Below are 24,291 nucleotides of genomic sequence, written 5' to 3' on the forward strand. Positions count from 1 at the left end.
GGCAGGGAGGGGCGGCCGAGTGGGCGCGGGGCGGCGTGGCGGGTCGTCCGGTTTACGGCGACGATCCCCTTTATGAGCCGTTCAAGCAAGGCTGTGCGTCTTTCAAGCAAGGCTGTGCGTCTTTCAAGCAAGGCTGTGTGCCGTTCAAGCAAGGCTGTGCGCCTCTCGACCCGGGCTGCGCGCCGCCCGATCCAGGCCGCGCGCCGCTCGCTCCCGGCAGCGCTGCTCGCCGGATGCACCGTCGCGCTGCTGCTCCAGCCCGCTTCCACCGCCTCCGCCTCGCCTCTTGCCCCCGCCGCCGAGCGTCGTGACGTCCCGGCCGGCGGCAGCACCGTCTCGCTGCCGCTGGCCGACTCCGGCCACCGGCTCGCGCCGCGCGTCACCCGACCGTTCGAACTGCTCGGCGTGGGCTGGGACGGCCCGGCGGCGGCGATGGCCGGTGCCACTGTCCGGGTCCGCACCCGCGACGCCGCCACCGGCCACTGGGGCGACTGGCACACCCTGGAGGCCGACACCGAGGACGGCCCCGACCACGCCCCGCGCGGTGCCACCGCCCCGCTGTGGACCGGCCGCAGCGACGGCGTCGCGGTCGAGGTCGTACCGGGCCCGGCTGGCCCGCCGCCCGGACTGCGGCTCGACCTGGTGGACCCCGGCCCCGGCTCCGGCGCCGCGACCGCGACCCGTACCCTGCCCGCCGCCCCCGCCGACGGGGACCGGGCCCCGCGACCGGCCATCGTCACCAGGGCCGGCTGGGGCGCCGACGAATCGCTGCGCGACCCGGGCCCCGAGTACACCGGCCCGGTCCGTGAGGTCTTCGTCCACCACACCGCGACCGCCACCGACTACGCCTGCTCCGACGCCCCCCGGGTGATCAGGTCGATCCACCAGTACCACGTCAAGACCAGCGGCTGGCGGGACATCGGCTACAACTTCCTGGTCGACCGCTGCGGGACGGTCTACGAGGGCCGCGCCGGTGGCGTCGACCGGCCCGTCCACGGTGCCCACACCCTCGGGTTCAACACCGACTCCGCCGGCGTCGCCGCCATCGGCACCTACGTCGGCGACACCCCGCCCCAACCCCTCCTCGACGGCCTCGCCGCCCTCGCCGCCTGGAAACTCGGCCTCACCGGCCAAGCCGCCGACGGCCACACCGAACTCACCTCCACCTCCGACACCAGCCGCTACCCCGAGGGCACGGTGGTGGACTTCGACAGCATCTCCGGCCACCGCGACGCCTTCACCACCGAATGCCCCGGTGCCGCGCTCTACGCCCGTCTCCCCGAGCTCCGGGCGGCCGCGGCGCGGCTGCAGGCGCAGTGACGGGGGCGGCCCACCGGGCCGCTCCCGGCCCCACGGCCCCGCTTCCCCGTCTCCGACCGTGCGCAGTGGAAGGGCACTCGGGCCACCGGGTGATCCGGCCCCGGGGAAGCGTTCCAACCGCCGCGTATCGTTCATAGCCCCAGGCAGCACAGGAGGCGACGGCAGTGACGGGCGGCGAGGCGGTACGGCGCTGGCGGCCGGGCTTCCCGCTCGATACGGCCCGGACGCTGCTGCCCCTGCGCCGGGGCCCCGCCGACCCCTGCTACCGCACCACCGGCGACGGCGCCGTCTGGCGTGCCTCCCGCACCCCGGCCGGTGTCGGCACCCTCCGGGTGCTGCCGCATCCGGCCGCGGGCGAGGTCGAGGCGAACGCCTGGGGCCCGGGCGCGCAGTGGCTGCTCGACCGGCTGCCCGCACTGCTCGGCGCGGAGGACCGTCCGGAGACGCTGGTGCTGCCGCCCGGCCCGCTGCGGGACGCCCAGCGCCGTACCGCCGGGGTGCGGCTGACCCGTACCGGGCTGGTCATGGAGTCGCTGGTCCCGGCGATCCTGGAGCAGAAGGTCACCACCGACGAGGCCTACCGCGCCTGGCGCACCCTGCTGCGGGACTTCGGCACTGCGGCGCCGGGCCCGGCCGAGGGCATGCGGGTGGCGCCGTCGGCCCGGGAGTGGGCGATGGTCCCGAGCTGGGAGTGGCACCGGGCGGGTGTGGACCCCAAGCGCTCGGCGACGGTGATGCGCGCGGTCCGGCTGGCGCCCCGACTGGAGGAGGCCTCGGCGATGGGCCACGAGGAGTCCTTCGCCCGGCTGACGGCCGTTCCGGGCATCGGCGTCTGGACGGCCGCCGAGACCCTGCAGCGCAGCAACGGCGACCCGGACGCGGTGTCGGTCGGCGACTTCCACCTCCCCAACCTGGTCGGCTGGGCCCTGGCCGGGCGTCCCCGCAGCGACGACGCCCAGATGCTCGCCCTTCTGGAGCCCTACCGTCCCCACCGCTACCGGGTCTGCCGTCTCCTGATGGCCACCGGCGCCCGGGCCCCCCGCTACGGCCCCCGGCTCACTCCGAACGACCACCGCCACCGCTGAGCCGCCCGGGCGGCCGCTACCGCACCTCGATGAAGGCGTCCGCGCCGCGCTCCGGACGTTCGCGCGGCGGCTCGGCCGGGCGGCCGACGGCGACGGCGCCCATCGGGTCCCAGCCGTCCGGGAGGTCCAGCGTGGCCCGGACGGTGTCGCGGCAGAACATCGTGGACGACACCCAGGCGGTGCCGTAGCCCTCGCCGGTCAGCGCGACCAGCAGGTTCTGCACGGCCGCGCCGGCGGCGACGGTGAACATCTCCCGTTCGGCGGTGGCCCGGCGCCGGTCGGGGTAGGCGTGGGAGCCGTCCATCACCAGGCAGGGGACCACCAGGTACGGCGCGTCGCGCAGGACGTCGCCGCGGGCGGTGCGGCGGGCGATCCTGGCGTCGTCCCAGCCGTCGAGTTCGCGCAGGTCGCGCTGCCAGGCGGCGAGCATCGCGTCGAGCAGCCGGGTGCGGGTCTCGGCGGACTCCAGCAGGACGAACCGCCACGGGGTGGTGTGGTGCGGGGCGGGCGCGGTGACGGCGGCGGCGACGGCGCGCCGGACGGCGGCCGGGTCGACCGGGTCGGCGGTGAAGGAGCGGACGGTGCGCCGCAGGGTGACGGCCTGGCGCAGCGCCTCGGAGGTGCCGAGCCGGAACATGTCGTCCACGGCGGGCCGCACCAGCGGCCGGGTGCCGGCGCCGTCCTCGACGGTGACCAGGTGCCCGAGCCCGCGCACGATCGCGACCGGGACGCCGCTGGCCTTGCCCTTCACCAGGTCGGCGGCGGCGGCGAGTTCGTCGGCGGTGGCGGTGACGGTGAGCGCCAGCTCGTTGCCGTGGCTGTCGGCGCGGCCCCGGTGGTCCTCCAGGACGGACAGTCCGGCGGCGCCGATCGCGACATCGGTGAGCCCGTTGCGCCAGGGCCGTCCGAAGGTGTCGGTGACGATGACGGCGAGGCGGCGGCCGGTGAGCTGCTGGAGCCGGGCGCGCAGCGCGCGGGCCGAGGCGTCCGGGTCCTCGGGCAGCAGCAGCACGGTGCCGGGGGCGGTGTTGGAGGCGTCGACCCCGGCGGCGGCCATGACGAAGCCGTTGCGGTTCTCGACGATCCGGGCCGGTCCGCGCCGGGCGACCACCCGGACGGTCTCGGCGTCGATCGCGGCCTCGCGGTCGGCGGCGTGCAGCAGCCGGCCCTCGGCCTTGCTGACGATCTTCGAGGTGACCAGCAGGATGTCGCCGTCCCGGTACGTCCCGGCCTTGGCGATCAGCCCGGCGAGGTCCGTCCCCGCGTCGATCTCGGGGATGCCCTCGACGCCGAGGACCTCCAGCGGGGCCGTCACGTCCGTACCTGCTCCGCCAGCGCCAGTGCCGCCCTGGCCATCTCGGCGGTGGTCTCGACGTCGGTCATCAGCAGCGGGACGGCCCGGCAGGCGATCCCGGCGGCCTCCACGGCGGCGACGGCGCCCTCGTCGGCGGTGTCCACCAGCCAGCCGTCGATCAGGCCTGCCCCGCGCCCGCCACCACCCTCGCTCGAACTGCTTCGCAGTGCCGCCCTGCTGCCGTAGTGGAGCGCGACCGCCTCGGCGGTGGCCTCGACGCCGACGGCGGCGAGCACCTTGTCGGCCATGCCCCGCACCGGCGCCCCGCCGATGATCGGGGAGAGCCCGACCACCGGGGCCGGGGCGGCCGCGACGGCCTCCCGGATGCCGGGGACGGCCAGGATGCTGCCGATCGAGACGACCGGGTTGGACGGCGGGAAGAGGATGACGTCGGCCTCGGCGATCGCCTCCAGCACGCCGGGCGCGGGCTCGGCGGTGTCCGCGCCGACCGGGATGATCGCCTCGGCGTCGACGGCGGCGTGCAGCTTGACCCAGTACTCCTGGAAGTGGACCGCCCGGGTGCCCTGCTCGTCGGTGATCCGCACGTGGGTCTCGACCCGGTCGTCGCTCATCGGCAGCAGTCGCACGCCCGGCTTCCAGCGCACGCACAGTGCCTCGGTGACCTGGCTGAGGCTGTACCCGGCGGTGAGCATCTGGCTGCGGACGAGGTGGGTGGCGAAGTCCCGGTCGCCGAGCCCGAACCACTCGGGGCCGACGCCGTACTCCTTCATCTCGGCCTTGATCGACCAGGTCTCGTCGGTCCGGCCCCAGCCCTGCTCCTCGTGGATGCCGCCGCCGAGGGTGTACATCACGGTGTCGAGGTCGGGACAGACCTTGAGGCCGTAGAGGTGGATGTCGTCGCCGGTGTTCCCGATGACGGTGATCTCGTCCTGCGGTCCGACCGCTGCGAGGAGTCCGCGCAGGAAGCGCGCCCCGCCGATTCCGCCTGCCAGTGCCACGATGCGCATGGGGTCATCCTGCCACGGTCGGACTCTTCGTCAGTCCGCGCTCAATGCCTCTCGGCCTGCGCCCGCCGGTGCCGCTCCGGGTGGTGGTCCGGGTGCTGCTCCGGGACGGCGGTGGCGGCGCCGTACTGGTTCATCTCGGTCAGGCCCGGCGTGTAGAGGTGGATGGAGACGGCGGGTTCGAGCGCGCCGTTGACCACCTCGTGCAGGTACCCGGAGGAGAACACCCTCCCCCAGCCTCCGGCCGGGGGGACCCCCATGCCACCGGGCCGCAGGATTCGGGAGGTCTCGCCCGCGCGGGTGAGGGAGCGCTCGATCAGCTCGCCCCGGACGACGGTCATCACGCCGGAGGACTCGCCGTGGTCGTGGAAGCCGCTGCTCTGGCCGGGCAGCCAGCTGAGCAGCCAGATCTCGTAGCCGGGGCCGGTCTCCAGCCGGGCGTACCAGCGGGTGAGCGCGTCGTAGCGGACCAGCGGCTCCCAGCGGGCGCGGTCGGCGGCGATCTCGCGCACCAGCCGGGCGTGCTCGGCGACGGTGGTGGGGCGCCCGGGCAGGTCGGTGCGGGCGAGGTGCGGGAAGGCGAGCGGGTCGCCGGCGATGGAGACGTCGCTGAGCCCGTCCGCCCAGCGGTGCCCGTCCGTCGGACGGGGGGAGTGGGTGGGGGTGAGGCCAAGGCGGGCGAGCTTGTTGCGATCGCGGTTCCGCCTGCGGATGCGGATCATGCGCACGGGAGTCGTCCTCGGAGGAGTCGGCTGGTTCGTCGGGATCAGCCGGATCCGGGATGTCCTGGGACGGGAATCGCGGGCGGCCTCTGTGTTTCCTGGGGCGGCGCGCGGTGGGACGCGGGCGCCTAGATACAGCAGGAACAGAGGCGACAACAAGAGTTCACGGCACGGCGGAGGGTGGAACCGCTCCGGGGGCTGGCGAACTCTGACATAGGGGCAAGGACACCGCATGCGCGGGGTCGGTGTCAAACCGTAAGGATGTGGCATTCGAGTGGGTTAGGTCTGGATCTTGCCCGGATGGGGTGATTCATCACTCTCTATGTTTCGATGAGAAGATCGCCGGGAAAGCAGCCCGATGGCCGACCTGTGATGGTGACCGGGCGTCATTCCGCTGATGGTTGTGGACGGTTCGATGTCGTCCAGGGCTTTCAGACTGAAAGTCTGATGTGTCCGAATATGTACACTATTCGTAACGGCTTGGTGCCAGGGAGTGAATCCCGGCCTCAATACCAGAGCTCGGCTTGACTGGGCCAGAGTGACGCAACTGTAATTTCACTCGTGTCGTCAGCCGCACGAGGCAACGGCAACCACGGGGACGCCAAGTAGGGGCAGAGGAGGCGCGCCACATGAGCGAGCTCTTTGAGCTGTTGATCGGGGACGGCATCGCGGAGGACGAGGAGGAACTCGGTTGGCAGGAGCGCGCGTTGTGTGCCCAGACCGACCCCGAGTCCTTCTTCCCCGAGAAGGGCGGCTCTACCCGCGAGGCCAAGAAGGTCTGCCTCGCCTGCGAGGTCCGCTCGGAGTGCCTGGAGTACGCTCTCGCCAATGACGAGCGCTTCGGCATCTGGGGCGGCCTCTCCGAGCGCGAGCGCCGTCGGCTCAAGAAGAGCGCGGTCTGATGAGGGTGGCCCCTGGCCCCCGTTGACCCTCCGGCATCGACGGACAACCACACAGCTGTACGAGCGCCTCACCGCGGTGGTGGGGCGCTTTCGTGTTCCCGGGCCCTTCACACCCCCCTTACTTCACCGCCTCCGCACCGGCACCGCGCACGAGGCGGCCATCCGGAGCCGTTAGTGTGGTGCGCCATCCGGTTGCCGTTCACCGGCTGTGTCCACCGAGAACTGGGGCCCGCGCACTCGATGACCGTCTACAGCCACCAGAGCGGCTTCACCGCTTCCAGGCCGCCCGCCTACCCGCGTCACCTGGTCACCGCGGTGATCGTCTCGCACGACGGCGCCCGCTGGCTGCCGCAGGCCCTGGCCGGCCTGCTCGGCCAGGACCGCCAGGTCCAGCGGATCCTCGCGGTCGACACCGGATCCACCGACAACTCCCCGGAACTGCTCGCCAGAGCGCTCGACGACTTCGGCCTCGCCGACGGGATGCCCGAGAGCGGCCCGCTGATCCTCGGTCGTCGGGCCGGCTTCGGCACCGCCGTCGCCGAGGCGGTCTTCAACAGCCCGCCGCTGCGCCCGGAGGACCTGCCGTACCGGCTCGACCCCTCCGGCTACGACCCGGTCACCGGCGGCTGGGACGACTTCGGCGACCCGCTCGCCCAGGAGGACGACCTCGGCCGCGGCGGCCCCCGAGAGACCCAGCCGGTCGAGTGGCTCTGGCTGCTGCACGACGACTGCGAGCCACAGACCGACGCGCTGCGCCGCCTCCTCCAGGTCGCCGACTCCACCCCGAGCGCCGGCGTGGTCGGTCCCAAGCTGCGCAGCTGGTACGACCGCCGCCAGCTGCTGGAGGTCGGCGTCACCATCGCCCGCTCCGGCCGCCGCTGGACCGGCCTCGACCGCCGCGAGCAGGACCAGGGCCAGCACGACCAGGTCCGCCCGGTGCTCGCCGTCTCCAGCGCCGGCATGCTGGTGCGCCGGGACGTCTTCGAGGAACTCGGCGGCTTCGACAAGGCCCTCCCGCTGATGCGGGACGACACCGACTTCTGCTGGCGGGTCAACGCCGCCGGCCACCGCGTGGTGGTCGCCCCCGACGCCGTGCTGCGGCACGCCGAGGCGGCCAGCCGTGAGCGCCGCGCCATCGACTGCGGCCCCTCCCACCCGCACCGGGTGGACAAGGCCGGCTCCGTCTACACCCTGCTCGCCAACTGCAAGGGCGCGCTCTTCCCGTACGTGCTGCTGCGCCTGGTGCTCGGCACCCTGCTGCGGGCCGTCACCAACCTGCTCGGCAAGGACCCGCGCCAGGCCGTCGACGAACTGGCCGGCCTCGGCCACGAACTCATCCGCTTCCCGCGGCTGTTGGCCGCGCGCACACGCCGCTCCCGGACCAGGGCCGCGGACGCCCTGGACGACCGCACGCTCTTCCCGGCCCCCGGTGCCACCGCCCGGCTGGCCGTCGAGGGCGTCATCGGCTCGCTCGGGATAGGGGGCGGCGACGACTCCGGCAGCCGGCACGGCACGGTCGAGGCCGGCGGCGACGAGGACTCCGAGGACCTGGTCGTCGAGCAGTTCGCGCTGATCAAGAAGCTGGCCCGGCGCCCCGCGCCGGTGCTCTTCGCCGCGCTGCTGGTGTTCGCCCTGATCGCCTGCCGCAGCCTGTTCGGCGGCGGCGCGCTGTTCGGCGGCGCCCTGCTGCCCGCCTCCGACGGCGCGAGCGGCCTCTGGTCGATGTACGCGGACGCCTGGCACCCGATCGGCACCGGCTCCACCGCCGCCGCACCGCCGTACCTCGGCGTGCTCGCGGTGTTCTCCTGGCTGCTGTTCGGCCACGCCGACCTCGCGCTCACCGTGCTGGTCGTGCTCACCGTCCCGCTCTCCGCGGTCAGCGCCTACCTGGTGTCCCGGCCGCTGCTGGACTCCAAGCTGGTCCGCGCCTGGGCCAGCGCCACCTACGCGCTCCTGCCCGCCGCCACCGGCGCGCTCGCCCAGGGCCGGATCGGCACCGCCGTCCTGGCCGTGCTGCTCCCCCCGCTGGCCCGCGCCGCCGCGATCGCGGCGGGCCTCGGCATCCGCGAGGAGAGCGCCGCCAAGGGCGCCCGCCCCGGCTGGCGGCCGGTCTGGATGACCGTCCTGCTGCTCACCCTGACCACCGCCTTCGTCCCGCTGACCTGGGCACTCGCCGTTCCGCTGTGCCTGGCCACGCTGGTCGTCGCGGTGCTGCGCGGCGGCGCCTTCGGCTCCGGCGGTACGGCGCTGCGGCTGCTCGGCCTGCGCGTGCTGGTGATCCTCGCGGTGCCGGTCGGCGTGCTGGCCCCCTGGTCGCTGAAGGTGCTGTCGCACCCGCAGTGGCTGCTGCTGGAGGCCGGCCTGCCCGGCCTGCACGGCGCCGGGGCGAGCGCGGCCGGTCTGCTGCTGGTCAACCCGGGCGGCGCCGGGGTGCCGCCGGTCTGGCTCTCCGTCGGTGTCGTGCTCGCCGCGCTCGCCGCGCTGCTGCGCGCCGACCGCCGCCGCGCGGTGCTCGCCGCCTGGGGCGCGGCCGGCGCCGGCCTGGTCTTCGCGGTCGCGGTGGCGGGCACCTCCGTCACTCCGGCCTCCGGCGGCCCGGCGGTGCCCGCCTGGGCCGGCCCGGCCACCCTGATCGCCGGGATCGCCCTGCTCGCCGCCGCCGCGATCGGCGCCGACGGCGCCAACGCCCGCGTCGCCGGGATCGCCTTCGGCTGGCGCCAGCCGGTCGCCGCCCTGGTGGTGGCCGCCGCGGTGCTGGCCCCGCTGGGCACCGGCCTGTGGTGGGCGCTGACCGGCGCCGGTGGCCCGCTGCACCGCGCCGACGCCGGCCAGGTGCCCGCCTTCATCGCCGAGGAGGCCGGCACCACCGACCGGGCCCGCACCCTCGTCGTCACCGGGGAGAAGGGCGCCGTGAGCTACACCGTGGTGCGCGGCGCGGGCCTGACGCTCGGCCAGGCCGAGTCCACCGTCGACCCGGCCACCGGCACGCAGGACGGCCTGAACAAGATGGTCGGCAGCCTGCTGGCCGGCTCCGGCGCCGACCAGGCGAACGCCCTCTCCGGCTACGGCATCGCCTACGTGCTGGTCCAGCGCCCGGTGATCGACGCCTTCAAGAACGTCCTGGACGCCACTCCCGGCCTGGTCAAGGCCAACCAGGACGGCGACGCCGCGCTCTGGCAGGTCAACGGCGCCCCGGCCGTCCGCGCGGTGATCACCGCCCCGGGCGCGAACCCGGTGGTCGTCCCGGCCGGTGTCCGCGACCTCGACACCACCGTCCCGGCCGGCCCGGACGGCCGAGTGCTGCGCCTGGCAGAGTCCGCCGCCCCCGAGTGGAAGGCCACCGTGGACGGCACCGCCCTGGAGCCCACCACGGTGGACGGCTGGGCGCAGGGCTTCAAGCTCCCGGCCGCCGGCGGCAAGCTGGCCGTCACCCGTGAGGGCAGCCTCGCCCACACCGGGTGGATCTGGGCCCAGGTGCTGCTCGGCCTCACCGTCCTGGTGCTGGCCCTGCCCGGCCGCCGCAGCCACAAGGACGACGACCTGCCCGAGGAGGTGGTGGCCGCCGCCGCGCTGGCCGCCGCCGCCCAGGCGCAGGCCCCAGCCCCCGGCAGCCGCCGGGCCCGCCGGATGGCCGAGCGCGGCGAGGGCGGCGAGGGCGGCGAGCCCGTCGGCGAGGAGCCCGGGGTGTACGAGGGCCGGCCGGGCGCGGTCCCGGCCCAGCCGGCCGGCGAACCGGTGACCGAGGCGGTCCAGGCGGCCGCCGCCGTCCAGGAGGCCGAGCCGTACACCGACCCGTACCAGACCTACCAGCAGGCCGACCCGTACAGCTACGACCAGTACACGGCCCAGCAGCCGGCGGCCGCGCCGTACGGCGGCCAGGGGTACGACACCCACGGGTACGACGGCGGCCAGCAGGGCTACCCGCAGCAGGGCTACGAGCAGCCGTACCAACAGGAGCAGTACGGCTACGACCCGTACCAGCAGCCCGAGCAGCACCAGCAGCCGTGGCTGCCGGGGCAGCAGCACGGCGAGCCCTACTACGACCCGAACGACCCAGGCGGCACCGGCGGGTACCCGCACCAGCACGGATCGGGGAGCTGACCCGCGATGAAGAAGCCCGCTTTCAGGAAGAAGTCCGGCGGCCGGGCCGAGGACGCCCTCGAGCCCGCCGAGGCCTTCGAGCCGACGGAGTCCGCCGAGCCGATGGAGTCCGCCGAGACCGCCCGCCCGGAGGGCAAGGCCCCCGGCCGGTCCGCGGGGAAGACCACCCAGTCCCTGCTGGCCGCGGCCGTGGTGCTCGCGGCGGTGTTCGGGATCGCCCAGGTCCGCCAGCCGGCCGGCCAGGCCAAGGCGGCCGACGGCGTCGCCCCGACCACCGCGCAGGTCGAGCGGACCTCGGCGGTCTGCCCGCAGCCGCTGCAGGGTCTGACCGGCTCGACCACGCTCACCGCCTACACCCCGCCCGGGACCGGCTCGGCCACCGGCGGCGCCGGCTGGCTCTCCGACCAGGCCGCCCCCGCCACCCCGCCGACCGCCGCGCCCTCGGCCGCCCCGACCCAGGCGCCGAGTGCGACCCCGGCCCCGAGCGGCTCGGGCACCCCGGCCGCCCCGGCCCCGGACAAGAACGCCGCGCCCGCCGACGCCAAACTGACCGTCACCAAGCCCGGCACCCCGGCCACCGGCCCGGCCACCAACGGCGACACCGCGCCCGGCACCGGAGCCGTCGCCACCGGAGCGCTCGCCCCCGGCTTCACCGTCGGCCAGACCACCGTGGTCACCGAGCAGCGCGGCCTGGGCCTGTCCGGCCTCACCTGCACCCCGGCCGGCACCGATTTCTGGTTCGCCGGGGCCAGCACGGCCGGCGACCGGGTCGACTACCTCAGCCTGGTCAACCCCGAGTCCTCCGCCGCGGTGGTCGACATCAAGCTGTACGGCGACAAGGGCCTGATCGACAACGACGCCGCCAACGGCATCGCCGTCGCCCCCGGCAGCTCGCAGTCCGTGCTGCTGTCCACCATCAGCAAGGGCGCCGTCACCGACCTCGCCGTGCACGTGGTGGTCCGCTCCGGGCGGATCGGCGCCGCGCTGCACGCCGCCGACGGCAACAAGGGCGCCGACTGGATCCCCGCCTCCGCCGAGCCGGCCGCCACCCAGGTGCTGCCCGGCCTGCCCGCCGACACCTCCGCCGCCCGCCTGGTGGTCTGGGCGCCGCCGGAGGACGACGCCGACCTGAAGATCCAGCTCTCCGGCAAGAACGGCTGGTTCACCCCGGCCGGCAACGAGTCGATCCACGTCAAGGCGGGCATGGTGGCCGCCGTCGACCTCGGCAAGATCACCCGCGACGAGGTCGCCGGACTGCGGCTGTCGCCCAACGACGACAAGCACCCCACCGCGATCGTGGCCGGCCTGCGGGTCGACCGCGCGGGGAACAACGGCAAGAGCGACGCGGCCTGGCTCACCGGCAGCAACCCGATCGGCGCCCGCGCCACCGTCGCCGACAACCGGGCCGGCGACTCCACGCTGTTCCTGACCTCCACCGGCGACGCCGCCACCGTCAAGGTCACCGGCTCGGCCGGCAGCGGCGGCGGCACCCCGGCGACCAAGGAGGTCCAGGTCCCGGCCGGCGGCACGGTAGCCATCCCGGCGCCCGAGCCCGCCGGGCTGAACGGCGTCTTCGCGGTCACCGTGGAGACCGAGTCCGGCGGCCCGGTGGTCGCCGCCCGGATGCTCGCCATCCCCACCAAGGACGTGCCGATGTTCACCGTCCAGGCGCTGCGCGACGACCACAGCACCGTCAAGGTCCCGCAGGCCGCCCAGGACCCGGGCGTCGTCCTGCGCTGACCGGGCGTCCCGGGGGCCTGCGGGCTCCCGGGACTGTTACTCCTCGCTCGCCTCCGGGCGCTCCGGATTCGCCCTTCTCCCGAGGGGTCAGTCCTCGTCGTAGCGCGGGTCGATCGCGTCCGGCGACAGACCCAGCAGCTCGGCCACCTGCTCGATCAGGATCTCGTGCACCAGCGCCGCCCGGTCCTCCCGGGTCTTCGCCCGGATCTCCACCGGCCGCCGGTACACCACGATCTGGCTCTTGCGGCCCTTCTCGCCCGGCGACACCCGGCCCAGCGGCACACCGTCCTCGGTGTCGGCGCCGTCCGCCTCGTGCAGCGGCACCTCCTGGACGGCGAACTCCACCTCGATCAGCTGCGGCCAACGCCGCTCCAGCCGCTCCACCGACTCGCGCACGTAGTCGTCGAACAGTTCGGAGCGGGTGAGCGAGATCGGCACCTGGGGCGGCGCCAGCGGGCCGCGCAGCCCTCTGCCGTGCCGGTCGCGGTGCCGGGGGCGGCGCGAGGGCTCTGTCGATGACTGCGGTGCGGAGCTGTCCATATCACTGCCGAGGGTAGTCCTTGGACGGTCGGAAGTGGGCCACTCCGGCGGGGAAACGCCCGGGGGATCGGCGCACTGACGAGTGCGCGCCGGGCGACACGGCACCGCCTCCGGGCAGGCGGTCTTCGCTCCCCGGCGGGGAGTGCGGTACCGTCCACCCTCGTGAGCTCTGTACGTCGTTGTTCGCGGACCGCGTGCGGCCGACCGGCCGTCGCGACGCTGACGTACGTCTACGCGGACTCCACCGCCGTACTGGGCCCGCTCGCCACCTACGCCGAGCCCCACTGCTACGACCTGTGCGCCGAGCACGCCGAGCGGCTCACCGCCCCGCGCGGCTGGGAGGTCGTCCGGCTCGCCGCCGAGGCCGGGCCGCTGCGCCGCAGCAGCGACGACCTGGAGGCCCTCGCCAACGCCGTCCGCGAGGCCGCCCGCCCGCAGACCCCCCGTCAGGGCCGTGTCCCCGAGGGCGATTCCACCGAGGGCAGCCGCCGCGGCCACCTCCGGGTGCTCCGCTCGCCCGACAACTGACGCCTCACCCGGCACAGAGCGTTCGCCCGGCCCGGGTACGCTGCCCGTCTGACGTCACCGCGACCCGTCGACCGGACGGGGCCGGTGGCCCGACGTATCGATCAGCAAAGACACAGGGTGGAGCCGCAGTGCGCGACCTCAAGCAGCTCGTGAAGGCGTACGACGTCCGAGGTGTCGTCCCGGACCAGTGGGACGAGGGCCTGTCCCGGGCCTTCGGTGCCGCCTTCGTGCAGGTCACCGGCGCGACCGCGATCGTGGTCGGCCACGACATGCGCCCCTCCTCCCCGTCGCTCAGCCGTGCCTTCGCCGAGGGCGCCGCGGCCTACGGCGCCGACGTGGTCGAGATCGGCCTCTGCTCGACCGACCAGCTCTACTACGCCAGCGGCAAGCTCGACCTGCCCGGCGCGATGTTCACCGCCAGCCACAACCCGGCCCAGTACAACGGCATCAAGCTCTGCCGGGCCGGCGCCGCCCCGGTCGGCCAGGACACCGGTCTGTCCGAGATCCGCGAGCTGGTCGAGTCCTGGACCGGCGATGACGACACCGTCACCGTCCCGGCCAAGGACGTCAAGCCCGGCGCGCTCTCCGAGCAGGAGACCCTGCGCGGCTACGCCGACCACCTGCTGGGCCTGGTCGACCTGACCGGCATCCGCCCGCTCAAGGTCGCGGTGGACGCCGGCAACGGCATGGGCGGCCACACCGTGCCGACCGTCTTCGACGGCCTGCCGATCGAGCTCGTCCCGATGTACTTCGAGCTGGACGGCACCTTCCCCAACCACGAGGCCAACCCGCTCGACCCGAAGAACCTGGTCGACCTGCAGGCCAAGGTCCGCGAGGTCGGCGCCGACGTGGGCCTGGCCTTCGACGGCGACGCCGACCGCTGCTTCGTCGTGGACGAGCGCGGCGAGCCGGTCTCCCCGTCCGCGATCACCGCCCTGGTCGCCGTCCGCGAGATCGCCCGCGCCAAGGCCGCCGGCGAGGCCGAGCCGACCGTCATCCACAACCTGATCACCTCCTGGACCGTCCCCGAGGTGGTCCGCGAGCTCGGCGCCACCCCGGTGCGCACCCGGGTCGGCCACTCCTTCATCAAGCAGGAGATGGCCGTCACCGACGCCGTCTTCGGCGGTGAGCACTCCGCGCACTACTACTTCCGCGACTTCTGGCGCGCCGACACCGGCATGCTGGCCGCGCTGCACGTGCTGGCCGCGCTCGGCGGCCAGGAGGGCACGCTCTCCGCGCTGACCGCCGAGTACGACCGCTACGCCGCCTCCGGCGAGATCAACAGCACCGTCGCCGACCAGGCCGCCAGCACCGCCGCCGTCCGCGCCGCCTACGCCGGCCTGGAGGGCACCACCGTGGACGAGCTGGACGGCCTCACCGTGGCCGGCCCGGACTGGTGGTTCAACCTGCGCGCCTCCAACACCGAGCCGCTGCTGCGTCTCAACGTCGAGGCCAAGGACCCGGCGAAGATGGCCGAGCTGCGCGACGGGGTGCTCGCCGTCGTCCGCGCCTGAGCGGGCGCATCCGAGCGGAGCGCGCCTGACAACGGGCCGCAGTGCCCCGGCCGGTAGGGTTGCTCATCGGCCGGGGCACCTCCGTGCCACCCCCGAACTTTGGAGAGCCCCATGAAGCTCGAATCCTTCCTGCTGGAGATCCTGGTCTGCCCGCAGTGCCGGGCCGCGCTCGCCGAGGGCGGCACCGAGGAGCAGCCCGAGCTGCTCTGCACCGGCGCGGACTGCGGCCTCGCATACCCGGTCCGGGACGGCATCCCGGTCCTCCTGGTGGACGAGGCCCGCCGCCCGGCCTGATCCTGGGGGCGAAGCCCCACCCGCGCCCGCCGACCACAGGACAGCCGGAGGCCCGCCGCATGCTCGACGACACCCTGCTCGACGACCCGGCCGCCCTCCAGCGCGCCGACCACGACCGCGCCCTGCTGGCCCTGGCCGGCGCCGGCGCCCGGGTCCGCACCGCGCTGCGGCAGGCCGAGGCGGCCGGCCTCGACCGGCTGCGCCCGGACGGCCGCCCGCGGGCCGTCGTGGTCGCCGGGCACGGCAGCGCCCTGACGGCGGGCGAGATCCTGGCCGCGCTGGCCGGGACCGCCAGCCTGGTCACCCCGCTGCCGCCGACCGAGGCCGTCGCCCCGCGCAGCGACCGGGCCGGCACGCCGGCCGCCTTCACCGCCGGGCTCGGCTGGCAGCTGCCCGGCTGGGCCGGCCCGCTCGACCTGCTGGTGATCAGCTCCGCCGACGGCGGCGAACAGGGCCTGATCAGCCTCGCCGAGCAGGCGTACGCGCGCGGCTGCGCCATCGTCGTCACCGCCCCCGCCGGCAGCCCGCTGGCCGAGGCCGCGCTCCAGGTGCGCGCGCTGCCGCTGCCGTACACGGCCTCGGTGCTGCCCGACGAGGGCCTGCCCGCCGTACCGGCCGCCGAGCCGGACCTGCCGCCCGAGGACCCGGCCGCGCTCTGGTCCCACCTGACCCCGATGCTGGCGCTCGCCCAGAAGCTCGGCCTCACCCAGCTGCCGTACGACGCGCTGTCGGCCGTCGCCGACCTGCTGGACGCCGCCGCCGTGCGCTGTCGGCCGGACGCCGCCGCGTACACCAACCCGGCGAAGGGGCTGGCCGCGCGGCTGGCCGGGACCGTCCCGCTGCTGTGGGCCGAAGGCCCGATCGCCGGGGCGGCCGGCGTCAGGTTCGCCGCCCAGCTGGCCGACCGGGCCGGCCGCCCGGCGCTGGCCGGGCCGCTGCCGCAGGTGCTCACCGCCCACCGCGGCATGTTCACCGGCCAGTTGGGCGCAGGCGCGGATCCGGACGACTTCTTCCGCGACCGGGTCGAGGAGCCCGACCCGCTGCACCTGCAGGTCCTGCTGCTGCGGCACGTCCCCGGCACCGGCTCGGCGGAGGAGCAGGACGGTCCGGCCGAGGTGCCGGAGGGCGACGAGCGCCCGCGCAGCTTCGGCGTCGGTCGCGCGCACCGGCTGGCAGCCGCGCACGACGTCCGGCTGACCGAGTACGCGAGCACCCTGGCGGACCCGCTGCAGGCGTTGGCCGACCTGATCGCGCTGACCGACTTCGCCGCCGTCTACCTGGGGCTCGCCGCTGCGCAGTCCTGAGTCGGCTGCCGCTACTCTCGGCGCGTGAGCGAGCGAAGTGAGCGAACCATCGACAGGTGCGTACGGGCGAATGCCCCTGCCGAGCGCAGCGAGGTGGGCGCATGAGTACAGAGGGCGGGACGAAGGCGCTGGTGGCGGCGCTGTCCGCGAACCTGGCGATCGCGGCGGCCAAGTTCACCGCCTTCGGCTTCACCGGCTCCTCCTCGATGCTGGCCGAGGGCGTGCACTCGGTGGCCGACTCCGGCAACCAGGTGCTGCTGCTGGTCGGCGGCAAGCGGGCGCGCCGGGCGGCGGACGAGGAGCACCCGTTCGGGTACGGCCGCGAGCGCTACATCTACGGCTTCCTGGTGGCCATCGTGCTGTTCAGCGTCGGCGGCCTGTTCGCGGTCTACGAGGGCTGGCACAAGGTCAGCCACCCGGAGGCGCTGGACTCCTGGGGCTGGGCGGTCGGCGTGCTGGTCTTCGCCCTCGGGATGGAGGGCTGGTCCTTCCTCACCGCGATGCGGGAGTCCGCCAAGGCCAAGGGCGGGCAGGGCTGGGTGCAGTTCATCCGCACCGCCAAGGCGCCGGAGCTGCCGGTGGTGCTGCTGGAGGACACCGGGGCGCTGATCGGCCTGGTGCTCGCGCTGTTCGGGGTCTCGCTCACCGTGATCACCGGCAACGGCGTCTGGGACGGCGTCGGCACCCTGTGCATCGGCGTCCTGCTGGTGGTGATCGCCGTGGTGCTCGCCCTGGAGACCAAGTCGCTGTTGCTCGGCGAGTCCGCCGACAAGGAGTCGGTGCGGCGGATCCGTTCCGCGCTGGTGGACGGCGAGGCGGTCACCGGGGTGATCCACATGCGTACCCTGCACCTCGGCCCGGAGGAGCTGCTGGTCGCCGCCAAGATCTCCGTCAACGCGGAGGACAGCGCCGCCCGGGTGGCGCAGGCGATTGACGCGGCCGAGGAGCGGGTCCGCGCCGCCGTCCCGATCGCCCGGGCGATCTACCTGGAGCCGGACGTCTACAGCGCCGAGAAGGCCGCCGCGGGCGAGGACCCGGCCGCCACCCCGGGTGGTCCCGGCCCCGGCGCGGCGCACTGACGGACCGTCCTCGCCCGGCTGGTGTCCGGGTCGAGCGGCGGTCGGATCCGGGACCGAAATCGGTCATCGGCGGACGACCGGTGGGGCCGCCGGTGTAGATTCGTCACCAGAGCCAGAACGTCGCTGCTGATGGCGGTCGATCGGCGGTCCGCACCCGTAGGGTGTGCGCCGGTCGAGGGAGAGAGGTCCTCCGACGGTTTGTGCTGCGCAGCAGGGAGTCGGTCCGCCACCACGGGATCCGGCAGCCCCGGCGTAGCCGTGCGTCCGTACGGCCCGCCATGCGCGACACATCCGGACCTTGGCCGTGCCCCACCCCATCAGCGAGGAGCAGACGCATGTCGACCGACATCACCGGTGACTTCAAGGTCGCCGACCTTTCCCTGGCGCCGTTCGGCCGCAAGGAGATCCAGCTGGCCGAGCACGAGATGCCCGGCCTGATGGCGATCCGCGCCGAGTTCGCCGAGTCGCAGCCGCTGGCCGGCGCCCGGATCACCGGCTCGCTGCACATGACCATCCAGACCGCCGTGCTGATCGAGACCCTGACGGCGCTCGGTGCCGAGGTCCGCTGGTGCTCCTGCAACATCTTCTCCACCCAGGACCACGCGGCCGCCGCCATCGCCGTCGGCCCGGAGGGCACCCCGGAGAACCCGCAGGGCGTGCCGGTCTTCGCCTGGAAGGGCGAGACCCTGGACGAGTACTGGTGGTGCACCGAGCAGGCGCTGACCTGGCCGGACGGCAAGACCCCGAACATGATCCTGGACGACGGCGGCGACGCCACCCTGCTGATCCACAAGGGTGTCGAGTTCGAGAAGGCCGGTGCCGCTCCGGACCCGTCCACCGCGGACAACGACGAGTTCCGGATCATCCTGGAGCTGCTCAACCGCACCCTCAAGGACACCCCGAACAAGTGGACCGAGGTCGCCGCCACCATCAAGGGCGTGACCGAGGAGACCACCACCGGTGTCCACCGCCTGTACGAGATGCACCGTGACGGCCAGCTGCTGTTCCCGGCGATCAACGTCAACGACTCGGTCACCAAGTCGAAGTTCGACAACAAGTACGGCTGCCGCCACTCGCTCATCGACGGCATCAACCGCGCCACCGACGTCCTGATCGGCGGCAAGGTCGCGGTCGTCTGCGGCTACGGCGACGTCGGCAAGGGCTGCGCCGAGTCGCTGCGCGGCCAGGGCGCCCGCGTCATCGTCACCGAGATCGACCCGATCTGCGCGCTCCAGGCGGCGATGGACGGCTACCAGGTCGCCACCCTGGACGACGTCGTCGAGATCGCCGACATCTTCATCACCACCACGGGCAACAAGGACATCATCATGGCCTCCCACATGGCCCGGATGAAGCACCAGGCCATCGTGGGCAACATCGGCCACTTCGACAACGAGATCGACATGGCCGGCCTGGCCAAGCTCGACGGCGTCGTGAAGACCGAGATCAAGCCGCAGGTCCACGAGTGGCGCAAGGCCGACGGCCGCACCATCATCGTCCTCTCCGAGGGCCGCCTGCTGAACCTGGGCAACGCGACCGGGCACCCGTCCTTCGTGATGTCCAACTCCTTCGCGAACCAGACGATCGCCCAGATCGAGCTGTTCACGAAGACCGAGCAGTACCCGATCGGCGTCTACGTGCTGCCGAAGCACCTGGACGAGAAGGTCGCCCGTCTGCACCTGGACGCGCTGGGCGTGAAGCTGACCACCCTGACCCAGGAGCAGGCCGACTACATCGGCGTTCCGGTCGAGGGCCCGTACAAGCCGGAGCAGTACCGCTACTGATGCGGTGAGCCGCCGCTGACGCGGTGACAGGCGAACGCCGGTGGCCGGCACCCCCCGTGGGTGCCGGCCACCGGCGTTCGTTCGGCCTCAGCGCAGGTTGCTGGTCGTCCAGGTGCTCTCGTCCGCGCCGGTGACATGCACCAGGTTCAACAGGCCCGCCAGGCCGCCGACCCGGTCGACCAGGGGCACGATGTCGGGAAGCGTGGACGCGCAGATCTGCAGGCCACCCTCGTGCCGGCACTGCGAGACGGGCGCAAGGTTCCACAGGCGGCCCTCCGGGGCCACTGTGATGGTGACCATCTTGCCCTCGATCGCCAGGACGACCCTCGCCTCCCAGGGCACCGTACCGATGGATCGGTCCACGGTGGCCGAGTCCGGCCGGACGGACGCCGGCAGCCCGCTCAGCCAGAGCGGCATCGGCATGTCCCGGCTGCCGCCCGTGACGGACTCCGCGATCCGGATCAGGTCCTCGTCGGGGATGACCGCGGACTCGGGATGCGTCGCGAAGATCTGCGCCCACCGGCCGTCGGCGGTCTGCCATCGAAGGACCCGGCTGCTGCTGTCGTAGCGGGGCTGGGACGGATGCTCGACCCAGTACGCCGTCCGGCCGTTGATCGGTGCGGCCGCGACCTTCGCCTCGTCCGGATGGGTTTCGAGGACTGGCTCCGGGCCGGGGGCGCGCAGGACGATCTGGAGGCGTCGCTGGCCCGGTTTCGGTTCGACGGCGATGATGTTGGAACCGAAGGTGCCCGCGGTGTAGCTGATGCCGTGTTCGCGGTCCACCCAGTCGGGCAGCCAGCCGACCTTGAGTTCGGAGGTCAGCACGGGGGTGCCGTCGACGGCCGTTCCGCTGGGGGAGGGCGCCGGGGTGACCGCTGCGGTGGCGGAGGCCGCAGGTGCGGTGGGAGCCGCGTTCCCGCCCCCGGGTTGCAGCAGCGCGGTGAAGCCGACCGTGAGGGCGGTCACGGCGGCCACCCCGACGATCGCGACCCGCTGCCGGGTGCGCAGGCGGGCCCGTCCGCGGGCGATGGACGTGGTGGCGTCGAAGGCGGCGGGCGGGGCCGGCTCGTCGGCCAGGGCCGACAGAGCGGCGCTCAGCTCGTGGTGATCGGTGGCGGTCATGATGTCCTCTCTGCGAGGGCCGGGACGAGAACGAGAGTGCGGCGGAGGGTCTCCAGGGCGCGCGCGCTCTGGCTCTTCACGTTGCCGGAGGAGCAGTTCAGCGCCTCGGCCGCCTGATCGATCGACAGATCGCAGTAGTACCGGAGCACGACCGTCGCGCGCTGGCGCGGCGGGAGCGCCGCCAGGGCCTTGCGCAGGTCGAGCGAGACGTCCAGGTCGATGCTCGCGGCCGCGATGTCCGGCTCGGTGCCGGTCCGTACCGTCCTGCGCCACCAGGAGGTGCGCTGCTCGGCGAGGAACGTGTTCACCAGCGTCCGGCGGGCGTAGCCGTCCACGTTCTTCGCGCGGCTCGCCTTCGCCCAGTGCACGTACAGCTTGGTGATGGTCTCCTGCACCAGGTCGTCGGCCCGGTGCCAGTCCCCGCACAGCAGATAGGCGACCTTCCGCAGCCAGCCGCTCCGGGAGGCCACGTACTCCGTGAACTCCGCGTCGCGTGTCTGCTTCGCCATCCGCACCCCCTCTCGTCGTGGCGGCGGCGCGTCTTCCGCACCGTCCGCCTCCCTAATGCGGGCACCGGCCCGGAACGTTGCATGCGTCGTCGCACGTAGGCTTTCGGGCATGCCCAATGGCCGGTACTCGCTCCACGACACCCACGACCACCTGCTGCTCGGCGAGGAGCGCTTCAGCTGCGCGCCCGGGGCGGCCGGGTGGCGGTACGTCTCCAAGACCTATGCGCCGGACGGCCGGGTGATCGGCAGCGTCGACCTCACGCTGGACTCGCGGGCCCGGCCGCTGCGGATGGAGCTGCGGGCCGGCGGCTGGCAGGTGCGCGGCGGCGCGGTGGACGGGGTGGCCTGGGTCCGTACCGACGCGGCGGACCCGGGCGGCGCGTCGGCGGTGGAGGGGCACGACCGGGCGCACGGCTTCACCGGGCGCTCGCCGGGCTTCCTGGTCGCCACCGCCCGGATGCTGCGGCTGCGGGAGGGGGCGAGCGCGCGGGTGCGGCTGGTGGCGTTCACCGAGCCGGTGCTGGCGCCGCGCACCTTCGACCAGGGGTGGCTGCTGGAGGGCGTCGACACCCACGAGACGGACTCGGGGCCGCTGTCGGTCGAGCGGTACCAGGTGGCGGACCTGGAGACGGGGGAGCAGCAGGTCGTGCACCTGGCGGGGGACGTGGTGCTGGCGGCGGAGGGGATCGAGCTGGAGGAGCTGGAGTCGCCGCCGAACGCCTGGCCGGTGGGGGACGTAGGGGAGTAGCCGGGCGGACGGGCTCAGGCGGGCGGGGCGAAGCCGGTGTCGGTGACGGCGGGTTTGTCGAGCGACGGGGCCGGCGCGGACATCGGGGCCGCGGGGACCGGCGCGGGCGCGAGGGGCGCCTCGGGCGCGGGCATCCCGAGGACACGGTGGGGCCGTCCGTCGACCGGTGCCACCGGTGCCACCGGTGCCACCGGAGCCGCGGGGGCCGTCGGGGCGGTGGCCGGGTGCGGGGCGGTCATCTGGACGGCCGCCTGCGCCGCGAACCGCTGCTGGGCGCGCATCCACTCCCGGCGCTGGCGCTCGGTGAGCACCGCGCCCAGGTAGGCGACCGGGTGCAGCCCCGGCGGTGTCGGGTGGCCGATGCGGGCGGACAGGTCCTCGGCCAGGCCGACGGCCATCCTGAACGCCACCGACGGCTCCAACTGACCTATCCGGCCGAGCAGTCGGCGGACCGCGAGCCAGAGCGGCTCGGGCACCGCGGACAGATCCATCGCGACCAGCTCGCGGCCCATGTCGTGGAGGAGCTGAGGGTGCACCGGCGGCAGCGGGGTGGTCGGCCCGCCCACGCCCGGGGTGCGTTCGCGGACGACCACCGTTCCGGCGAAGATGTCGCCGAGCCGCTTGCCGTCCGAGTTCACCGCCGAGGTGATCACGGCCGCGGAACCGGTCACCGCGATCAGCTCGATGAAGCCGACCAGCCCGCGCACCAACGAGTGCCGGAACCGGACCGGGCCGCCGTCGGTGCGGACCACCCGCAGGCCGAGCGCGGCCTTGCCGAGCGAGCGGCCGTGGCTGAGGGTCTCGACCATCACCGGCACGGCGACCAGGAAGAACACCGTCAGGCCGAGCAGCGTCGCTGCCGCCGCCGCGCCGTCGAGGTCGATCAGGGCGACGCTCAGCACCAGCGAGACGATGAACAGGGCGGCGAACTCGACGAGCAGGTCGAGCACGATCGCCAGCGCCCTGCTCGGAAGCTTCGCCGTCTGCAGGTCGAGGACGACTGCCTCACCCGTCACCAGGTCGCTCAAGACACCTGTCCGTTCACGCTCATGCGGGGAGGGGGGAGTTCGAATGGATCGGCCCCCCACGACCCGCTCTCCGCAGTCCGATCCGCAGCCGCAAACATACGGCGCCCGGTGGGCGCACGGGAAGTGAGATCCCGACGGCTGCGGCGGCAACGGTTCCTGGCATGCTGGGCCGGACGTGTCCGTACGTACCTGCCCGACCGCGCACGCGCGCCACGCGCCCACCGCCGACCATGGAGCCGCCGAATGGACCTGGACGTCTTCGTCGCCACCCACCAGGGGGAGTGGGCCCGGCTGGACGCCCTCGCCCGCAGGCGCCGCCTCAACGGTGAGGAGGCCGACGAACTCGTCACCCTCTACCAACGCGCCACCGGCCACCTGGCCAAAGTCCAGGCGGCCGCGCCGGACCCCGCCCTGGTCAGCCGACTGACCGGCCTGGTCTCGCGGGCCCGCAGCGCGGTGACCGGCGCCCGCACCAACGGCTGGCAGGACGTCGCCCGCTACTACGTGGTGAGCTTCCCGGCCGCGCTGTACCGTGCCCGCCGCTGGTGGGTGCCGGTGGCGGTCGTGTCGATGATCGCCACCGCGCTGCTGGCCTGGTGGATGGCGACCCACCCGGAGGTCCGCAACAGCCTCATCTCCCCCGACGAGCTGCGGGAGATGACCCGCCCCGGAGGTCAGTACGAGGCGTACTACTCGGACCGGCCGGCCAGTTCCTTCGCGGCGCAGGTCTGGACGAACAACGCCTGGATCGCGGTGCAGTGCCTGCTGTACGGAATCGCGCTGGGCGTTCCGGTCCTGTGGGTGATGTGGACCAACGTGGTCAACCTCGGCATCGGCGTGGGACTGATGGCCTCGGCGGGCCGGCTCGACGTCTTCCTCGGTCTGCTCATTCCGCACGGGCTGCTGGAGCTGACCGCGGTCTTCGTGGCCGGTGGCCTCGGTCTGCGGCTCGGCTGGACCGTCATCGACCCCGGCCCGCGCACCCGGGCCGTCGCGTTGGCGGAACAGGGCCGCTCGATCATCGGGATGTCGATGGGCCTGGCGACCGTGTTGGCGGTCTCCGGTGTCCTCGAAGCCTTTGTGACCCCGTCCGGCCTGCCGACCTGGGCGCGGATTTCGATCGGCGTGCTGGCCGAGGTGGCCTTCCTTCTGTATGCCCTGGTGTTGGGCCGAAGGGCCGCCGAGGGCGGAGAGTCCGGCGACGTGGACGAGGCCGACCGGGCGGACCTGCAGCCCGTCGCGGGCTGAGTCGATGTGATCAACAGGCCCCTGACCTGCTACTCTTCTCGCATCCAGGCCAAACCATTGACGTGGTGAGGATGGGCTAGTAGGTTTGAACGGTTGGGACTGACTGGACAACGGTCGGGCCCAGGCGCTAGTGTCTACGACACCGCCGAAATCGAGGCGAGCGCGTTTCACGAAATGCGCGCCCTCCGACGAAGCAAATCCTGCGGACTGAGCACACCGAAAGCTTTGATAAGCTTCGGAGCGAAGTTTGAAGGAAATCCCGCCAGCGGGAATTCAGAGAAAACGAAGCCGGTAAAAATGGCCGAGAAGATCTGATAAGCTGGAAACACGAAAGAACGAAGCGCCCGGAGGGCCCGCTGGAAGGCGGTCCGAAGGAAGTGTCCGTTCCTTGAGAACTCAACAGC

21 protein-coding genes are annotated in these 24,291 nt (G+C 73.6%); 13 read left to right on the forward strand and 8 right to left on the reverse strand.

Annotated features, from left to right (window positions below; all coding sequences use genetic code 11):
• Positions 1–156 precede the first annotated feature (156 nt).
• Positions 157–1,320: a peptidoglycan recognition protein gene (locus ABZW30_RS38020; protein ID WP_355675853.1), complete on the forward strand. Its 1,164-nt coding sequence runs from the start codon at positions 157–159 to the stop codon at positions 1,318–1,320.
• Between the two features lie 164 nt (positions 1,321–1,484).
• Positions 1,485–2,405: a DNA-3-methyladenine glycosylase 2 family protein gene (locus ABZW30_RS38025; protein WP_355675854.1), complete on the forward strand. Its 921-nt coding sequence runs from the start codon at positions 1,485–1,487 to the stop codon at positions 2,403–2,405.
• 16 nt (positions 2,406–2,421) lie between these two features.
• Here ABZW30_RS38025 and ABZW30_RS38030 read toward each other — a convergent pair whose 3' ends face one another.
• From ABZW30_RS38030 to ABZW30_RS38040, 3 genes are read right to left on the reverse strand one after another with little or no spacing between them, the layout of a single operon-like run.
• The gene (locus ABZW30_RS38030; RefSeq protein ID WP_355675855.1) at positions 2,422–3,720 is read right to left on the reverse strand and encodes a coenzyme F420-0:L-glutamate ligase; all 1,299 of its coding nucleotides are present in this window, start codon (positions 3,718–3,720) and stop codon (positions 2,422–2,424) included.
• Positions 3,717–4,727 (reverse strand): 2-phospho-L-lactate transferase, encoded by a 1,011-nt coding sequence (gene cofD / locus ABZW30_RS38035; protein ID WP_355675856.1) that lies wholly within the window; start codon positions 4,725–4,727, stop codon positions 3,717–3,719. Before cofD ends, ABZW30_RS38030 begins: the two co-directional genes overlap by 4 nt.
• Before the next feature lie 41 nt (positions 4,728–4,768).
• Entirely contained in the window at positions 4,769–5,452 is a 684-nt protein-coding gene (locus ABZW30_RS38040) for a cysteine dioxygenase (RefSeq protein ID WP_355675857.1), read from the reverse strand.
• Positions 5,453–6,075: 623 nt separating this feature from the next.
• Here ABZW30_RS38040 and ABZW30_RS38045 point away from each other — a divergent pair.
• The 3 genes from ABZW30_RS38045 to ABZW30_RS38055 all read left to right on the forward strand — a co-directional run bounded on the left by ABZW30_RS38045 (position 6,076) and on the right by ABZW30_RS38055 (position 12,189).
• A complete protein-coding gene (locus ABZW30_RS38045; protein ID WP_030062195.1) occupies positions 6,076–6,348 on the forward strand; it encodes a WhiB family transcriptional regulator in 273 nt (90 codons plus the stop codon).
• A 240-nt stretch (positions 6,349–6,588) separates the two neighbouring features.
• Positions 6,589–10,449, forward strand: a complete 3,861-nt coding sequence (locus tag ABZW30_RS38050; protein ID WP_355675858.1) for a glycosyltransferase — start codon at positions 6,589–6,591, stop codon at positions 10,447–10,449.
• A gap of 6 nt (positions 10,450–10,455) precedes the next feature.
• Entirely contained in the window at positions 10,456–12,189 is a 1,734-nt protein-coding gene (locus tag ABZW30_RS38055) for a DUF5719 family protein (protein WP_355675859.1), read from the forward strand.
• Positions 12,190–12,276: 87 nt separating this feature from the next.
• Here the strand turns inward: ABZW30_RS38055 and ABZW30_RS38060 are convergent, their stop codons facing one another.
• A complete protein-coding gene (locus ABZW30_RS38060; protein ID WP_355675860.1) occupies positions 12,277–12,729 on the reverse strand; it encodes a metallopeptidase family protein in 453 nt (150 codons plus the stop codon).
• A 162-nt stretch (positions 12,730–12,891) separates the two neighbouring features.
• Here ABZW30_RS38060 and ABZW30_RS38065 point away from each other — a divergent pair, with 162 nt between their 5' ends.
• The 6 genes from ABZW30_RS38065 to ahcY all read left to right on the forward strand — a co-directional run bounded on the left by ABZW30_RS38065 (position 12,892) and on the right by ahcY (position 19,232).
• The gene (locus ABZW30_RS38065; RefSeq protein WP_355675861.1) at positions 12,892–13,257 is read left to right on the forward strand and encodes a DUF3499 domain-containing protein; all 366 of its coding nucleotides are present in this window, start codon (positions 12,892–12,894) and stop codon (positions 13,255–13,257) included.
• A gap of 128 nt (positions 13,258–13,385) precedes the next feature.
• Positions 13,386–14,771 (forward strand): phosphomannomutase/phosphoglucomutase, encoded by a 1,386-nt coding sequence (locus ABZW30_RS38070; protein ID WP_355675862.1) that lies wholly within the window; start codon positions 13,386–13,388, stop codon positions 14,769–14,771.
• A 111-nt stretch (positions 14,772–14,882) separates the two neighbouring features.
• Entirely contained in the window at positions 14,883–15,065 is a 183-nt protein-coding gene (locus ABZW30_RS38075) for a Trm112 family protein (RefSeq protein WP_355675863.1), read from the forward strand.
• Between the two features lie 59 nt (positions 15,066–15,124).
• On the forward strand, positions 15,125–16,369 hold the full coding sequence (locus ABZW30_RS38080; RefSeq protein ID WP_355675864.1) for an SIS domain-containing protein: 1,245 nt from the start codon (positions 15,125–15,127) through the stop codon (positions 16,367–16,369).
• Between the two features lie 101 nt (positions 16,370–16,470).
• A complete protein-coding gene (locus ABZW30_RS38085; RefSeq protein WP_355675865.1) occupies positions 16,471–17,448 on the forward strand; it encodes a cation diffusion facilitator family transporter in 978 nt (325 codons plus the stop codon).
• 335 nt (positions 17,449–17,783) lie between these two features.
• Positions 17,784–19,232 carry an adenosylhomocysteinase gene (gene ahcY / locus ABZW30_RS38090; protein WP_355675866.1) on the forward strand — a complete coding sequence of 483 codons (1,449 nt, stop codon included), beginning with the start codon at positions 17,784–17,786 and terminating at the stop codon, positions 19,230–19,232.
• An 87-nt stretch (positions 19,233–19,319) separates the two neighbouring features.
• Here the strand turns inward: ahcY and ABZW30_RS38095 are convergent, their stop codons facing one another.
• A complete protein-coding gene (locus ABZW30_RS38095; RefSeq protein WP_355675867.1) occupies positions 19,320–20,354 on the reverse strand; it encodes a hypothetical protein in 1,035 nt (344 codons plus the stop codon).
• The gene (locus ABZW30_RS38100; protein ID WP_355675868.1) at positions 20,351–20,863 is read right to left on the reverse strand and encodes a SigE family RNA polymerase sigma factor; all 513 of its coding nucleotides are present in this window, start codon (positions 20,861–20,863) and stop codon (positions 20,351–20,353) included. Before ABZW30_RS38100 ends, ABZW30_RS38095 begins: the two co-directional genes overlap by 4 nt.
• A 109-nt stretch (positions 20,864–20,972) precedes the next feature.
• Here ABZW30_RS38100 and ABZW30_RS38105 point away from each other — a divergent pair, with 109 nt between their 5' ends.
• Positions 20,973–21,611, forward strand: a complete 639-nt coding sequence (locus ABZW30_RS38105) for a hypothetical protein (protein WP_355675869.1) — start codon at positions 20,973–20,975, stop codon at positions 21,609–21,611.
• A gap of 14 nt (positions 21,612–21,625) precedes the next feature.
• Here the strand turns inward: ABZW30_RS38105 and ABZW30_RS38110 are convergent, their stop codons facing one another.
• Positions 21,626–22,639: an RDD family protein gene (locus tag ABZW30_RS38110; protein WP_355675870.1), complete on the reverse strand. Its 1,014-nt coding sequence runs from the start codon at positions 22,637–22,639 to the stop codon at positions 21,626–21,628.
• Positions 22,640–22,882: 243 nt separating this feature from the next.
• On the opposite strand from ABZW30_RS38110, the gene ABZW30_RS38115 reads away from it, so the two are divergent.
• Positions 22,883–23,887, forward strand: a complete 1,005-nt coding sequence (locus tag ABZW30_RS38115) for a stage II sporulation protein M (protein ID WP_355675871.1) — start codon at positions 22,883–22,885, stop codon at positions 23,885–23,887.
• A 167-nt stretch (positions 23,888–24,054) separates the two neighbouring features.
• Here the strand turns inward: ABZW30_RS38115 and ABZW30_RS38120 are convergent.
• Positions 24,055–24,291 (reverse strand): hypothetical protein (locus tag ABZW30_RS38120; RefSeq protein ID WP_355675872.1); only part of this gene is annotated, 237 nt, incomplete at its 5' end.

The organism is Kitasatospora sp. NPDC004669 (genome assembly GCF_040609455.1).
Classification (GTDB): Bacteria; Actinomycetota; Actinomycetes; order Streptomycetales; family Streptomycetaceae; genus Kitasatospora.